Source organism: Streptomyces sp. NPDC058579 (assembly GCF_042718575.1).
In the GTDB taxonomy this organism is placed as follows: domain Bacteria; phylum Actinomycetota; class Actinomycetes; order Streptomycetales; family Streptomycetaceae; genus Streptomyces.
Map to the genome: position 1 here is coordinate 34633 of NZ_JBHXPI010000032.1, position 13748 is coordinate 48380.

General features: G+C 72.1%; 13 protein-coding genes and 1 pseudogene. 3 read left to right on the forward strand and 11 right to left on the reverse strand.

From position 1 onward, the window contains the following. Window positions 1-9: 9 nt before the first annotated feature. The 5 genes from ACFWRO_RS27570 to ACFWRO_RS27590 form a co-directional block, all read right to left on the reverse strand. Entirely contained in the window at window positions 10-1008 is a 999-nt protein-coding gene (locus ACFWRO_RS27570) for a 2-hydroxyacid dehydrogenase (protein ID WP_384514280.1), read from the reverse strand. Between the two features lie 99 nt (window positions 1009-1107). Further along, complete coding sequence (locus tag ACFWRO_RS27575; protein ID WP_384514282.1) at window positions 1108-2136, reverse strand: 6-phosphofructokinase; 1029 nt, start codon at window positions 2134-2136, stop codon at window positions 1108-1110. Between the two features lie 88 nt (window positions 2137-2224). After that, entirely contained in the window at window positions 2225-2908 is a 684-nt protein-coding gene (locus ACFWRO_RS27580) for a response regulator (RefSeq protein ID WP_384514284.1), read from the reverse strand. Continuing rightward, a complete protein-coding gene (gene macS, locus ACFWRO_RS27585; RefSeq protein WP_384514285.1) occupies window positions 2905-4116 on the reverse strand; it encodes a MacS family sensor histidine kinase in 1212 nt (403 codons plus the stop codon). The genes ACFWRO_RS27580 and macS overlap by 4 nt, the downstream gene beginning before the upstream one ends. Window positions 4117-4153: 37 nt before the next feature. Beyond that, entirely contained in the window at window positions 4154-4885 is a 732-nt protein-coding gene (locus tag ACFWRO_RS27590; RefSeq protein WP_384514375.1) for a lysophospholipid acyltransferase family protein, read from the reverse strand. A 226-nt stretch (window positions 4886-5111) separates the two neighbouring features. Between ACFWRO_RS27590 and ACFWRO_RS27595 the strand changes: the two genes are divergently transcribed. Further along, window positions 5112-5894 (forward strand): alpha/beta hydrolase, encoded by a 783-nt coding sequence (locus ACFWRO_RS27595; RefSeq protein WP_384514287.1) that lies wholly within the window; start codon window positions 5112-5114, stop codon window positions 5892-5894. Then, a pseudogene (locus ACFWRO_RS27600) lies at window positions 5887-6549 on the forward strand (hypothetical protein); the annotation flags it as partial. The gene ACFWRO_RS27595 and the pseudogene ACFWRO_RS27600, both read left to right, overlap by 8 nt. A gap of 121 nt (window positions 6550-6670) precedes the next feature. Here the strand turns inward: ACFWRO_RS27600 and ACFWRO_RS27605 are convergent. The 6 genes from ACFWRO_RS27605 to ACFWRO_RS27630 all read right to left on the reverse strand — a co-directional run bounded on the left by ACFWRO_RS27605 (window position 6671) and on the right by ACFWRO_RS27630 (window position 11586). Next, entirely contained in the window at window positions 6671-7423 is a 753-nt protein-coding gene (locus ACFWRO_RS27605) for an endonuclease/exonuclease/phosphatase family protein (protein WP_384514289.1), read from the reverse strand. Between the two features lie 85 nt (window positions 7424-7508). Then, window positions 7509-8450, reverse strand: coding sequence for an ROK family glucokinase (locus ACFWRO_RS27610; protein ID WP_362013370.1), 942 nt, complete (start codon window positions 8448-8450; stop codon window positions 7509-7511). Window positions 8451-8516: 66 nt separating this feature from the next. Further along, on the reverse strand, window positions 8517-8963 hold the full coding sequence (locus ACFWRO_RS27615) for a DUF5304 domain-containing protein (RefSeq protein WP_384514291.1): 447 nt from the start codon (window positions 8961-8963) through the stop codon (window positions 8517-8519). A gap of 41 nt (window positions 8964-9004) precedes the next feature. After that, window positions 9005-10123, reverse strand: a complete 1119-nt coding sequence (locus ACFWRO_RS27620) for an ArsA family ATPase (protein ID WP_384514293.1) — start codon at window positions 10121-10123, stop codon at window positions 9005-9007. A gap of 139 nt (window positions 10124-10262) precedes the next feature. Then, window positions 10263-10706: an SRPBCC family protein gene (locus ACFWRO_RS27625; protein WP_384514294.1), complete on the reverse strand. Its 444-nt coding sequence runs from the start codon at window positions 10704-10706 to the stop codon at window positions 10263-10265. A 112-nt stretch (window positions 10707-10818) separates the two neighbouring features. Next, window positions 10819-11586 (reverse strand): metallophosphoesterase, encoded by a 768-nt coding sequence (locus ACFWRO_RS27630; RefSeq protein ID WP_384514295.1) that lies wholly within the window; start codon window positions 11584-11586, stop codon window positions 10819-10821. Between the two features lie 254 nt (window positions 11587-11840). Between ACFWRO_RS27630 and ACFWRO_RS27635 the strand changes: the two genes are divergently transcribed. Then, window positions 11841-13637, forward strand: a complete 1797-nt coding sequence (locus tag ACFWRO_RS27635) for an AMP-dependent synthetase/ligase (protein ID WP_384514297.1) — start codon at window positions 11841-11843, stop codon at window positions 13635-13637. The last annotated feature ends 111 nt before the right edge of the window (window positions 13638-13748 follow it).

The window sequence follows — 13748 nt, forward strand, 5'->3', positions numbered from 1 at the left end:
CGGAGAGGCTTACGACTCGGCCGGGACCAGGACGTTCTCGCTGCGGCGGCCCGCCGCGTAGTCGAGGACGTTCTGGACGGTCGTGTCCACGATCTGGCCGACCGCGTCCACGGTGTAGTACGCCTGGTGCGAGGTGACCACCACGTTCGGGAAGGTCACCAGGCGGGCCAGGGTGTCGTCCTCGACGACCTCCAGGGACTTGTCGAGGAAGAAGAGCCCCGCCTCCGCCTCGTACACGTCGAGGCCCACGCCGGCGAAGCGGCCCGCGCGGAGTTCGGAGACCAGGGCCTCGGTGTCGATGAGGCCGCCCCGGCTGGAGTTCACCAGGATGGCGTCGTCCTTCATCATCCGCAGGGCGGCCGCGTCGATGACGCGCCGGGTCGCCGGGAGCAGCGGCACGTGCAGGCTGACCAGGTCGGACTCGGCGAGGAGCTGCTCCTTCTCGACGTACTTCATGCCGAGCTCGACGCACGCGGGGTTCTCGGCGACGTCCCAGCCGAGGAGGTTCATGCCGAAGCCGTGGGCGATCCGGGTGAAGCCCTCGCCGATCTTCCCGGTGCCGAGGACACCGACCGTACGGCCGCGCAGGTCGCGGCCCATCAGCCCGTCGAGCCGGAAGTCGAAGTCGCGAGTCCGGTTGGAGGCGCGGACGATCCGCCGGTTGACGGCCATCGCCAGGGTCCAGGCGAACTCGGCGACGGAGTACGGCGAGTAGTACGAGACCCGGGCGACGGTGAGGCCGAGCTGGGCGGCCACGTCGAGGTCGATGTTGTTGAAGCCGGTGGAGCGCTGGGCGATCAGCTTCGTCCCGCCGGCGGCGAGGGTACGCAGGACCCGGGCACCGAGGTCGGCGTTGACGCTGGTGGAGACGGCTTCGTAGCCGGTCGCGATGGCGGCCGTGTCCTCGGTGAGGAACACGTCCAGACAGCGGACGTCGTGGTGTCCCGCGAAGGCCTTCTCGATCAGCGGCTTCTCGTCGGCCTGCACACCGAATGCCAGGATTTCCACGGATCCGCTCCCGGGGGCTCTGCCGGAATTGTCTGGTTACCGGCGAATATACGGTCCCCGGGAGCGGGCCGCGTGGCTTGCCGCCCCTGCCCGCGGCGCTCAGCCGAAGAAGACGCCCACCTCCGCGTACAGCGCCGGATCGACCGTCTTGAGCCGGGCCGTGGCCTCCGAGATCGGGACGCGGACGATGTCGGTGCCGCGCAGCGCGACCATCCGCCCCCAGTCGCCGTCCCGGACGGCGTCGATCGCGTGCAGCCCGAAGCGGGTCGCGAGCCAGCGGTCGAAGGCGCTGGGCGTGCCGCCGCGCTGCACATGGCCGAGGACCGTGGTCCTGGCCTCCTTGCCGGTCCTGCGCTCGATCTCCTTGGCGAGCCACTCGCCCACGCCCGAGAGCCGGACGTGTCCGTACGAGTCGAGGGTGCCGTCCTTGAGGACCGCGTCCCCGTCCCGTGGCATCGCACCCTCCGCGACGACCACGATCGGGGCGTACGTGGCCTGGAAGCGCGAGGTGACCCAGGCACAGACCTGGTCGAGGTCGAAGCGCTGCTCGGGGATGAGGATGACGTTGGCGCCGCCCGCGAGGCCGGAGTGCAGGGCGATCCAGCCCGCGTGTCGGCCCATCACCTCCACCACCAGGACCCGCATGTGGGACTCGGCGGTGGTGTGCAGCCGGTCGATGGCCTCGGTGGCGATGCCGACGGCCGTGTCGAAGCCGAAGGTGTAGTCGGTGGCGGAGAGGTCGTTGTCGATGGTCTTCGGGACGCCCACGCAGGGGACGCCGTGCTCGTCGACCAGCCGGGCGGCGGCCCCGAGGGTGTCCTCGCCGCCGATCGCGATCAGGGCCTCGATCTCGTACTTGGCGAGGTTCTCCTTGATCCGGCGGACGCCGTTGTCGGCGGTGAACGGGTTGGTGCGGGAGGAGCCGAGGATCGTGCCGCCGCGCGGCAGGATGCCACGGACGGCGGGGATGTCGAGCGGTACGCCGATACCCTCCAGGGGTCCGCGCCAGCCGTCGCGGAACCCGGTGAACTCGTAGCCGTACTCCTGGACGCCCTTGCGGACGATGGCGCGGATGACCGCGTTGAGACCGGGGCAGTCGCCGCCCCCGGTCAGTACGCCGACGCGCATGGAGATCTCCTTCGCCGTGGCGGACGGGATGCGCGACCCACGCTAATAGTGACGTGGCTCACTCCGACACAGCGCGAAGGGTGATTTGTCAGGCGTCGTCGAGGCCGCGCTCTATGGCGTACCGGACGAGCTCGACGCGGTTGTGCAGCTGGAGCTTGCCGAGCGTGTTCTGGACGTGGTTCTGGACGGTCCGGTGCGAGATGACCAGGCGCTCGGCGATCTGCTTGTAGCTCAGGCCCTTGGCCACGAGACGCAGGACCTCGGTCTCGCGCTCGGTCAGCTGGGGCGCTCCGGGCTCGTCGGCCCCGGGGGCCGGGAGCGGCTCGGAGGCGAGCCGGCGGTACTCGCCGAGGACCAGGCCCGCGAGGCCGGGCGTGAACACGGGGTCGCCGACGGCCGTACGGCGCACGGCGTCGATCAGCTCGGCCGTGCTGGCCGACTTCAGCAGGTAGCCGGTGGCGCCGGACTTGACCGCCTCCAGGACGTCGGCGTGCTCGCCGCTCGCGGAGAGCACCAGGACCCGCAGCGCGGGGTTGGCGCCGACCAGTTCCTTGCAGACCTGGACGCCCGGCTTGGCGGGCAGGTTGAGGTCGAGGACGAGGACGTCCGGGCCGACCGCCCCGGCGCGGCGCACGGCCTGCTCGCCGTCGCCCGCCGTGGCCACCACGTCGAAGCCCGCCTCGGCGAGGTCGCGGGCGACCGCGTCCCGCCACATCGGATGGTCGTCCACGACCATCACTCTGATCTGCTGCTCGGTCCGCTGCTCGCTCATCGCGTTCCCGCCTTCCCCCGTGTGTCCCTCGGGACCTTCAGTTCCACTTCGGTGCCCTGGCCCGGTACCGAGATCAGCTCGGCCGTGCCGCCCAGGTCGCGCAGTCTGCCGCGGATGGAGAGGGCGACCCCCATCCGCCCCTCGCCCTCGGCCTGCGCGAGCCGTCCCTCGGGGATGCCGGGGCCGTCGTCCCGTACCGTCACGATCACCTCGTCCGGCCAGTCCTCGACCAGGATCCACGCCTGGGCCTCCTCGCCCGCGTGCACTCGGACGTTGTCCAGGGCCGCGCCGACGGCGGAGGCCAGTTCGCGGGCGGCGGGCGGCGGCAGCAGGACCGGGGCGCCCGGGTCCGAGAGCGTGATCCGCGCCCCGGCGCGCGGCGCGAGCAGGGCCCGCAGGTCGACCGGGGAGTCGTCGTCCGGCTCCTCGACGATCCGGACCACCGCCCCCTCCGACTCGTCCTCGGAGACGAGCGAGGGCCGGGTCAGTCCGCCGGCGACCAGGGTGCGCAGCGCGACCTCCTGCTCCCCGGCCATCCGGCCCAGCTCGGCGGCCTCGCCGCCGAGGGCGGTGCCGCGCCGCTGCACCATCGCAAGGACCTGCAGGACGCTGTCGTGGATGTCCCGCGCGAGCCGTTCCCGTTCCCGGGTAGCGGCCTCGATCTCCAGGGCGCGGGCGAGGGTGCGCTCGGAGGCGCGGGCGACCTCGACGACGTACCCGATGGCGATCGACGCCACCCAGACGAGCAGGACGTTGTGGAGCGTGTCCCGGGTGGGGTGGGCGCGCTCGATGATGTTGGCGACGGCGACCAGCGAGGAGGCGAACCCGGCCCAGCGCCAGCCGCCCTTGATCGCGTACGCGAGGACGGCTCCGGCGGTCCATATGGACGGCAGGGTGGGGCTGTCGACCGTGCGCGCCTGCTCGTCGGCGAGCGGGGTCAGCAGGATGCCGGTGAGGGCGATGGTGAGGTCCGCGACGAGGAAGCGCTTGGTGCAGCCGGCCGCGTTGGCCACCTTGGGGAGCGTCGCCAGGGTCCAGACGCAGAGGAACGCGAGGAAGGCGACGGCGACCCAGGGCCGCTCGTAGCGGTCCCGGCCGAAGACGAAGATCAGGACGGCATAGATCATCGTCAGGACGCGGTACGCGGTGAGCGCGCGCCACAACGGCTGCTCGACCGACATCCGCACGACACGCTCGCGCTTGGCCATCTCCCCCACCCCCCGGACGGCGCCTCCCCAGCAGGGGTCAGGCGCCGGACTCTTCCCGTGCCGCGATCTCGGCCTTCACGGCCTCCTTGGCGGCCTTCTCGGCCTCCGCCATCTGACGCTTGGCGGCCGTCGCGTAGATGTCGACGTACTCCTGGCCGGACAGCTTCATGATCTCGTACATGACCTCGTCGGTCACCGAGCGCAGGATGAAGCGGTCCCCCTCCATGCCCTGGTAGCGGGTGAAGTCGAGCGGCTCGCCGATCCTGATGCCCGGGCGCATCAGCTTGGGCACCACCTTGCCGGGCGGCTGGATCTTCTCGGTGTCGATCATGGCGACCGGGATCACGGGCGCGCCGGTGGCCAGGGCCACGCGCGCGAGGCCGCCGGGCTTGCCCCGGTAGAGCCGGCCGTCGGGCGAGCGGGTGCCCTCGGGGTAGATGCCGAAGAGCCCGCCCTTCTCGATGACCTCGATACCGGCCTTGATCGCCGCCTCGCCCGCGCCCCTGCCGCCGGAGCGGTCCACGGGGAGCTGGCCGACGCCCTTGAAGAAGGCGGCGGTGAGCTTGCCCTTCACACCGGGCGAGGTGAAGTACTCGGCCTTGGCGATGAAGGTGACCTTGCGGTCGAGGACGGCGGGCAGGAAGAAGGAGTCCGAGAAGGACAGGTGATTGCTCGCGAGGATCGCCGGCCCCTCGGCGGGAATGTTCTCCAGGCCCTCCACCCACGGCCTGAAGGCGAGCTTCAGGGAGCCGCCGATGGAGAACTTCATTGCGCCGTAGATCAACTCGAGTACCTTCCGTGTGCCGTCGGACAGACCTTATCCCGCCTTTTCCCGCCCACCCGCGCCGGTGCGGCCGAGGACGGGGCACCTTCGTGGATTCGGACCTGGTCGGGTGTCGGTCCGGTCGCGTACCGTGAAGTCCTTCCCCTTTATGCCCTCGCTTCGTCGAAGCCCCGCCCTCCTCGAAGCCGAACCCCCTGAACAGGAGACCCCGGTGCCGGTCCTTCCTGGAGCCGAGCCGTACCGCCACGACGGCGGCAAGGTAGGCGTCCTTCTCTGTCACGGATTCACCGGTTCCCCGCAGTCGATGCGCCCCTGGGCCGAGTACCTGGCCGAGCGCGGGCTGACGGTGTCGGTGCCCCTGCTGCCCGGACACGGCACGCGCTGGGAGGACATGCAGCTGACCACCTGGCACGACTGGTACGCGGAGGTGGACCGCGAGCTCGGCGAGCTTCTGGCCCGCTGCGAGCAGGTCTTCGTCTTCGGCCTCTCCATGGGCGGGGCGCTGGCGCTGCGCCTCGCGGCCAAGCACGGGGACGCGGTGCGCGGTCTGGTGCTGGTGAACCCGGGCAACAAGGTGCACGGCCTGGCCGCGCACGCGCTGCCGGTCGCCCGGCACTTCGTCCGCTCGGCGCCGGGCATCGCGAGCGACATCGCCAAGGAGGGCGCGGTGGAGGTCGGCTACGACCGGGTGCCCCTGCACGCGGCGCACTCCCTGCGCCAGTTCTTCCGGACCGTGGACGCGGAGCTGCCCCAGGTCACGCAGCCGGTGGTGGTGCTGCACAGCCCGCAGGACCACGTGGTCCCGCCGGCGGACTCGGCGCGGGTGCTCAGCCGGATCTCCTCCACGGACGTGAAGGAGCTCCTGCTGGAACAGAGCTACCACGTGGCGACGTTGGACCACGACGCGGAGCGGATCTTCGAGGAGAGCTGGGCGTTCGTCGGCCGGCTCGCTCCGGATGTCGTCGGGGAGAAGGGGAGCACGAGCGGTGGCTGAGCAGCAGGACGGGGAGCGCGACCCGCAACCCATCGACGAGCAGGCGGCCTGGGCCGCGATCGTCGCCGGGTACGGCGACGAGCCGGTGGACCCTCCGGGCGCGAAGCCGTTCCGGTCGGTGGAGGACCTGGCGCTCCCGGAGCCGGTGGACGGCGACGGTGAGGGCGCCGGTGACGCGGACGCCGACGAGGACGAGGACGGCGAGGAGGACGAGGACCGGGACGGGCCCGCGAAGCCCGCGCTCGGCAGCTCGATCGTCTTCGCGCCCGGCGTCGGTGTGGGCGTGGGCGGCGGCCCCCGGGACTACGAACTGGCCGACCCGGACGCCGAGCCCGGCGAGACGGACGCGGACGGCGGGGCCGACGGGAACGGCAAGAAGACCGGCAAGGCGAAGAAGGACGACGACGGCGAGGGCCACTTCGTCCCGCCGGAGCCCCCGCCGCTGCCGGAGGCGGACGCGACGACGAAGTTCGCGTGGCTGGGCGTGATCGGCGGCCCGGTGCTGCTGCTCCTCGCCGTCCTGCTCCAGTGGGACATGACGTGGTGGTTCACGACGGTGTGCGTGGGCGGCTTCCTGGGCGGGTTCGCGACGCTCGTCGGCCGGATGAAGCACGACGACGATGACGACGGCTACGACGACCCGGGGCGCGGGGCGGGGGGGGGGGCCCCCCCCCGGGGCGGGGGGGGGGGGGGGCGCCCCCCCCCGCGGGTCCGGGCGGGGTGTCGGTATACCGGCCGTACGGCTCAGGGACTCAGGAGCTCAGGAACTCACGAGCTCAGGAGGCCTGGAGCCGTACGGCGGCCAGGACCGGCAGGTGGTCGGTGGCCGCGCGCAGGTCCGCCGGGTCGAGGCCGTCGAGGTCCTGGGGGACGCCGCAGCCGAGGAACTCCACACCGCGCGTCGCCAGGATCGCGTCGATGCGCTGGTGCGGGTCGTCGGGCGTGGAGGTGTACTCGCCGCCCCAGGGGCTGACCTCCCAGCCGTCCTGGAGCTCCTTGGTCAGCCGGGTGAAACTCCGGCCGCCGGGCCGCTCGTTGAGGTCTCCGGCCACGATCACGTGCGGGGCGTCCATCCCGGCCACCCGGTCGAGGAGCATCCCTGACTGCGCGTACCGCTCCTCGCTCCGCAGGCTCAGATGGCAGCTGATCAGGCCGACCCGGGCGCCCGCGAACCGTACGACGGCGGTGGCGAGGCCGCGCCGGTGGAGCCCGGGGGTGAGCGGCAGGAGCACGTCCTCGGTGCGTTCGACGGTGGCCCTCAGCGAGCACATCAGGAGCGGCCCCGCGGCCGTCGCGCCGCCGCTCAACAGGACAAGCTCGCTCTTCGCGGCGAGCCGGGCCGCGTGTTTGCGCCAGCGGAAGAACCGGGGCGCCTCCTGGACGAGGACGAGGTCGGGCGCGCAGGCCCGGACGACGCGGGCGAGGGCGTCCTCGTCGTCCCGCATCGAACGGATGTTGTAGCTCAGGACCCGGACGACGGCCGAACCGTCCGCCTCGGTGCGGGAGTCGGGCAGCGGGGTGATCGCCATGCCCTGCAACATACGACAACCGCCCGCCGCTCCCCAGAGGACGCGACGGGCGGGTGGACGTACGAGTGGACGTGCTACTCGATGGCTAGCCCTGGCGGGCCAGGTCGGCCGCGCCGACGAGGCCGGCCTTGCCGCCGAGCTGGGCGGCGAGGACCTGGGCGTGCGGGCGCCACTGGCCACCGATCAGCCAGCGGCGGAAGGACTTCCGGATCGGGTCGAGGACCAGCTCGCCCTCGTCCGAGACCCCGCCGCCGACGATGAAGGCGGACGGGTCGAAGAGCGACGCCAGGTCGGCGAGGCCGGCGCCGGCCCAGCGGGCCAGCTCGCGGAAGGAGTCGATGGCCACCGGGTCGCCCGCGCGGGCGGCCTGGCTGATGTGCTTGCCCTCGATGCCCTCGGGCGTGCCGTCGCCGAGGCCGAGGAGGACCTCGGCGCGCTCGGGCGTGGCGTTGGCGCGCTGCTTGGCGTACCGGACGAGGGCGCGGCCGGAGGCGTACTGCTCCCAGCAGCCCTGGCTGCCGCAGCCGCACAGCAGGCCGTCCGGGACGACCCGGATGTGACCGAACTCGGCCGCGACGCCGAAGCGGCCGCGGCGCAGCTTGTTGCCGATGATGATGCCGCCGCCGAGGCCGGTGCCGAGGGTGATGCAGATGACGTCCTCGTGGCCCTTGCCCGCGCCGAACTTGTACTCGCCCCAGGCCGCCGCGTTCGCGTCGTTCTCGACGACGACCGGCAGGCCGACCCGCTGCTCGACCTTGTCCTTCAGCGGCTCGTGCCGCCAGTCGATGTTCGGCGCGAAGAGGACGGTGGCGCGCTTGTCGTCGACGTAGCCCGCGGCACCGATGCCGACAGCCTCGATCTGATGGCCCTTGCCGGCCTCGGAGACAGCGGCGCAGATCGCGTCGACGATGCCTTCGGGGGTCGGCGGGGTGGGCACCTTGTGCGTGTCGAGGATGTTGCCCTCCTCGTCGACCACGCCGGCCGCGATCTTCGTGCCGCCGATGTCGACGCCGATGGTGAGTCCCATGTGTCCCTCAGTTTTCGGTCGAGCCCCGCTAGGGCCAACCGTACCCGAGGGGGCCACCCGTACTGATCAGTCCAGGTCGATGGGGCGCCCGGGTCCGGGCCCGTCGTCCTCGGCCTCGGGGTCCTTCGGGGAGCCCTTCGGGGTCTCGTCCCTGCGCGGGTCGTTCGGCTCGTCGCGCGTCCAGCGGGTCTCGTGGTTCTCGACCGCCGAGCGGTAGGCGGCGAGCAGCTCGTTCCCGGCGGCCGCGAGGTGGTCGAAGACCTGCGGGTTGCGCTCGATGATCGGCTCGACGGCGGCCTTCGCCTGGTTGACGAACTGCTGCACGGTGCCCTGGGCGGCCATGCCCGCGAGCGGGCCGCGCAGGGTGGAGACCTTGTCGGCGACGGCGTCGAAGAGCCTGCGGAACTCCTCGGCGGCCGAGCCGGGCTCCGCGCCGGCGGCGGCGCGGCGGCGGGCCTTCTCGGCCTCCAGGTCCTCGGCGCACGCCTTGGCCCAGGCGTCCTGATCGCTCATGGCGTACTCCTTACGGCTTATACCGTCGACGGTACACGTCCTCAGGGGGCCTTCGGCCAGAGACCGGCGTCCGGGGCGAACCTGACCCTCAGATCTCCGTCGACGAGCCCCGCCCCGGCGACCGTGCAGCGGCGCAGGGCGGGCGGGAGCGAGACGTTGCGGCGGAACGGGCCGACGGCGAGGAGCAGTTCGTCGCCGCGCCGGACGAGGGAGAGCTCCTCCTTGACGGCGCCGGGCAGCGGGACGTGCCAGACGAGGATGCCGTCCTCGGCGCGGTGGTCCTCGACCGTCCACTCGGGGGCGGGGGCGGGTTTCGTGTCGACGGCGAGGAGGGCGAGGTCCTCGGCGCCGCGCGGGTCCCGGCCGAGGTGCGGGAGGGCGTGGACGGCTCCGTCGTGTCCGGTACGGAGCCGGGCCAGGTGCTCGTGCTGCTGGGCGGTCAGGGCGGCGAACCAGGGGTCCTGGGACTCGGCGGGGAGCAGCTTGTTGGCGACGACCGTGTCGAGAGCGAGGCCGTGCAGGGCGAGCCCGAGGCGGGCGGTGCGCAGGGTGTCGGTCGCGGCGGGTCCGGGCTCGACGACCAGGCGTACGGCGGTGGTGGGGGCGTCGACGACGGCCTGGACGGCGGCGAGCTCGGCCTCCCAGCGGGCGGTCGCCTCGTAGAGCCACTGCGCGGGCATGGGGACGCCGGCGAGCTGGGCCAGCATGGGGCGCAGGGCGCGGGCGGCCTGCCGTTCGGGGGGCAGGAGGCGGCGGAGGTAGCGGCGGAGCTGCTCGGGCAGGGCGAGGAGGGCGATCGCGTCGAGCAGCGGGGGCAGGTCGACGACGACGAGGTCGAGGTCTGGCCGTGCGGCGGCATCGCGCAGGGCGCGGAGGAGGGCGAAGGGTGCGCTGCCCGGAAGCTCGGTGAGCTCGGCGTCCTCGAAGGGGGCGGCGCCGAGGAGGTCGAGGGCGGTGGCGGAGCGTTCCTGCAGGGCGAGGAACTCCCGCCGGAAGTCGGCGGCGGGCCTGGGCCGGAGGACGTCCACCCCGAGTCCTTCGTCGACGTCCCCCGAAACGAGCAGCACGCGCCGCCCGGCGTGAGCCTCGGCGAGCGCGGTGGCCACGGCGACGGTACTCCGCCCGGCCCCCCCGGCCCCGGTGACAAGCAAGATCCCCATACGGCGCAACGTTACCGGCCCGGCCCGGGACCCGGTTCATGGGCGACTCCCCCGCCTCCGGGTTGTGGGCGGTCGTTCCGCTGGGCGGGACGACTGCCCACACAGGAGGGCCTGGTGGGCAACGCCCCCGCGCGTCTGGCTACTCGCCCGATTCCACGCGCTTCTTCAGGCCCGCCAGGGCGCGGTCGATGATGACCTTTTCCGCCTTGCGCTTGATCATGCCGAGCATCGGGATCTTGACGTCCACCGTCAGCTGGTACGTCACCTCGGTGCGCGTGCCGTCGCCCGCCGGGGCCAGCTGGTAGGAGCCGTCCAGGGCGCGGAGCATCTGGGACTTGACCAGCGTCCAGGAGACCTCGTTGTCGCCGGTCCAGGTGTACGCCAGCGTGTGGTCGTCCTTGATCGCGCCCGCGTCGAGCAGGAGCCGTACCTTCTCCGCGCGGCCGGCCTCGTCCTTCTCCAGGACCTCGGCCTCCTTCACCTCGCCCGTCCACTCGGGGTAGCGCGCGAAGTCGGCGATGACGCCCATGACGTCGGCCGGCGCCGCCTCGATGGTGATGCTCGAGCTGGTGTGTTCAGCCATCGTGGTGGCTCCTCCACTGTGCGGTCACTGTGCGGTCCGGCGGACGTTCTCGCGGAAGTTCACGGCACGAACGTGCCGACTCGAAGGCTATCGCGCCGTCACCGGCGCCCCGTCACCACTCCAGCGTCCACGGCCGCCCCGTCGCCGCGAAGTGACCCACGTTCACGCACTCCGTGCCCCCGACCCGCATGCGCCGGGCCAGCGGCTGGTGGACGTGGCCGAAGAGGGCGTACCGGGGCCGGGTGCGCCGGATCGCGTCGAGCAGCGCCCGGCTGCCGCGCTCGAAGCGCCGGGCGACCGTGTCGTACGTCAGTTCCGGGACGTCCGGCGGGATGTGGCTGCACAACACGTCCACAGAACCCAGCGCCTCGACCTTCGCCGCGTACTCCTCGTCGGAGATCTCGTACGGCGTGCGCATCGGCGTCCGCAGCCCGCCGCCCACGAAGCCGAAGACGAGCCCGCCTATCTCGACCCGCTCGCCGTCCAGGACCGTGGTCCCCGGGCGGGCGTACTCGGGCCAAAGGCCCGGGATGTCGACGTTCCCGTACGTCGCGTACGTCGGGGTGGGGAAGGCGGCGAAGAGCTCTTCGTACTGGCGGCGCACCGCGCCCTCGATCGCGGTGTCGCGGTCGAGGGCGAGCTCCGACCAGAGGCGCCGCCCCAGGTCACGGGCCTCGTCGAAGCGGCGGGCGGTGCGCAGCTCGACGATCAGGTCCGCGTTCTCCACCCCGAAGAGGTCGGGGAAGATGCCTCGGCTGTGGTCGGCGTAGTCGAGGAAGAGCACCAGGTCACCGAGGCAGACGAGGGCGTCCGCCCCCTGACCCGCCTTCGCGAGGGCCCCGCTGTTCCCGTGCACGTCGCTGACCACGTTGATCCTCATGCCGTCAGCGTAGGGCGTCGGACCTGCGGTTACTTCCGAGTCGTGAAAGCTGTGGACTACTGTGCGCGGAGCACCGCCACAGCTGTGTGACGCACGGAACATCTGACCAGGACCCCCTATCGGGAACCCAGTACTGATGGGTAACGTCCGGGCAGTCCAGTTGTGCTCACCCCACTGAGCACCTGCCCGATCTTGGACCGCACCGGTGCATTACACAGAGCCGTGGCGCCGGCGCCCGATGAGGAGCAGCAGTCTTGCGCGAGTTCAGCCTTCCGGCCCTGTACGAGGTCCCCACGGACGGCAATCTGACGGATCTCATCCGCCGCAACGCCACTCAGCACCCAGACACCGCCGTGATGGGACGCAAGGTGGCCGGCGTCTGGACCGACGTCACCGCCAAGCAGTTCCTCGCCGAGGTCAGAGGAGCCGCGAAGGGACTGATCGCGGCGGGCGTGGAGCCCGGCGACCGGGTGGCCCTGCTGTCCAGGACGCGGTACGAGTGGGTGCTCCTCGACTTCGCGATCTGGAGCGCGGGCGCGGTCACCGTGCCGGTCTACGAGACCAGCTCGCCCGAGCAGATCCAGTGGATCCTCGGCGACTCGGGCACTTCGCTCGTCCTGGTCGAGTCCGCGGCCCACGAGGAGGCGGTGGAGTCGGTACGGGCCGAGCTGCCGGCCCTGAAGGGCATCTGGCAGATCGAGGCCGACGCCGTCGCCCGGCTCACCGCCGCCGGCGCGGACGTCTCCGACGAGCTGCTCGACGAGCGGATGTCGACCGCGCACGCGGACGACCCGGCGACGATCGTCTACACCTCGGGCACCACCGGCCGCCCCAAGGGCTGCGTCCTGACGCACCGCGCGTTCTTCGCGGAGTGCGGCAACGTGGTGGAGCGCCTGAAGCCGCTCTTCCGGACCGGCGAGTGTTCCGTCCTGCTCTTCCTGCCCGCCGCGCACGTCTTCGGACGGCTCGTCGAGGTCGCGTCCGTGATGGCGCCCATCAAGCTGGGCTGCGTACCGGACATCAAGAACCTCACGGACGAGCTGGCCTCCTTCCGGCCGACGCTGATCCTGGGCGTGCCGCGCGTCTTCGAGAAGGTCTACAACTCGGCGCGGGCCAAGGCCCAGGCGGACGGCAAGGGCAAGATCTTCGACAAGGCCGCGCACACGGCGATCGCGTACAGCCGGGCGATCGGCACCCCGCAGGGCCCGTCGTTCGGTCTGAAGCTGAAGCACAAGATCTTCGACAAGCTCGTCTTCTCCAAGCTCCGGGCGGTGCTCGGCGGGCGCGGCGAGTACGCGATCTCGGGCGGCGCGCCGCTGGGTGAGCGGCTCGGCCACTTCTTCCGCGGGATCGGCTTCACGGTCCTGGAGGGCTACGGCCTCACCGAGTCGTGCGCGGCGACCGCGTTCAACCCGTGGGACCGGCAGAAGATCGGCACGGTCGGTCAGCCGCTGCCGGGCTCGGTGGTGCGGATCGCCGACGACGGCGAGGTGCTGCTGCACGGCGAGCACATCTTCTCGGGCTACTGGCAGAACGAGGCGGCGACGGCCGAGGCGCTCGCGGACGGCTGGTTCCACACCGGCGACATCGGCACCCTGGACGAGGACGGCTACCTCGCGATCACCGGCCGGAAGAAGGAGATCCTGGTGACGGCGGGCGGCAAGAACGTCGCCCCCGCGGTCATCGAGGACCGGATCCGGGCGCACGCGCTGGTCGCGGAGTGCATGGTGGTCGGCGACGGGCGGCCGTTCGTGGGCGCGCTCGTCACCCTGGACGAGGAGTTCCTCGGCCGCTGGGCGAGCGAGCACGGCAAGCCGGCGGGCTCGACGGCGGCGACGCTGCGCGACGACGCGGAGCTGCTCGCGGAGGTCCAGCGCGCGGTGGACGACGGCAACGCGGCGGTGTCGAAGGCCGAGTCGGTACGGAAGTTCCGCGTCCTGCCCGCGCAGTTCACCGAGGAGGCGGGCCACATCACGCCGTCGCTGAAGCTGAAGCGGAACGTGGTGGCGAAGGACTTCGCGGACGAGATCGAGTCGATCTACCGCGCCTGACGCCGACCCCACGACGCGAGTCGGGGGCCGCGCGCGGGGGGGGGGGGGGGGCGCGGGGGGGGGGGGGGGGGTAAGGGAGTGGGAAAAAACAAACCCCCCGGGGGGGCCGCC

Bases quoted from the DNA above. Each gene is read 5' to 3' on its own strand.
- ACFWRO_RS27625 (WP_384514294.1), bottom strand. From the start codon at position 10,706: ATGGCTGAACACACCAGCTCGAGCATCACCATCGAGGCGGCGCCGGCC.
- ACFWRO_RS27620 (WP_384514293.1), bottom strand. From the start codon at position 10,123: ATGGGGATCTTGCTTGTCACCGGGGCCGGGGGGGCCGGGCGGAGTACC.
- ACFWRO_RS27630 (WP_384514295.1), bottom strand. From the start codon at position 11,586: ATGAGGATCAACGTGGTCAGCGACGTGCACGGGAACAGCGGGGCCCTC.
- ACFWRO_RS27610 (WP_362013370.1), bottom strand. From the start codon at position 8,450: ATGGGACTCACCATCGGCGTCGACATCGGCGGCACGAAGATCGCGGCC.
- ACFWRO_RS27615 (WP_384514291.1), bottom strand. From the start codon at position 8,963: ATGAGCGATCAGGACGCCTGGGCCAAGGCGTGCGCCGAGGACCTGGAG.
- ACFWRO_RS27590 (WP_384514375.1), bottom strand. From the start codon at position 4,885: ATGAAGTTCTCCATCGGCGGCTCCCTGAAGCTCGCCTTCAGGCCGTGG.
- macS (WP_384514285.1), bottom strand. From the start codon at position 4,116: ATGGCCAAGCGCGAGCGTGTCGTGCGGATGTCGGTCGAGCAGCCGTTG.
- ACFWRO_RS27605 (WP_384514289.1), bottom strand. From the start codon at position 7,423: ATGGCGATCACCCCGCTGCCCGACTCCCGCACCGAGGCGGACGGTTCG.
- ACFWRO_RS27575 (WP_384514282.1), bottom strand. From the start codon at position 2,136: ATGCGCGTCGGCGTACTGACCGGGGGCGGCGACTGCCCCGGTCTCAAC.
- ACFWRO_RS27580 (WP_384514284.1), bottom strand. From the start codon at position 2,908: ATGAGCGAGCAGCGGACCGAGCAGCAGATCAGAGTGATGGTCGTGGAC.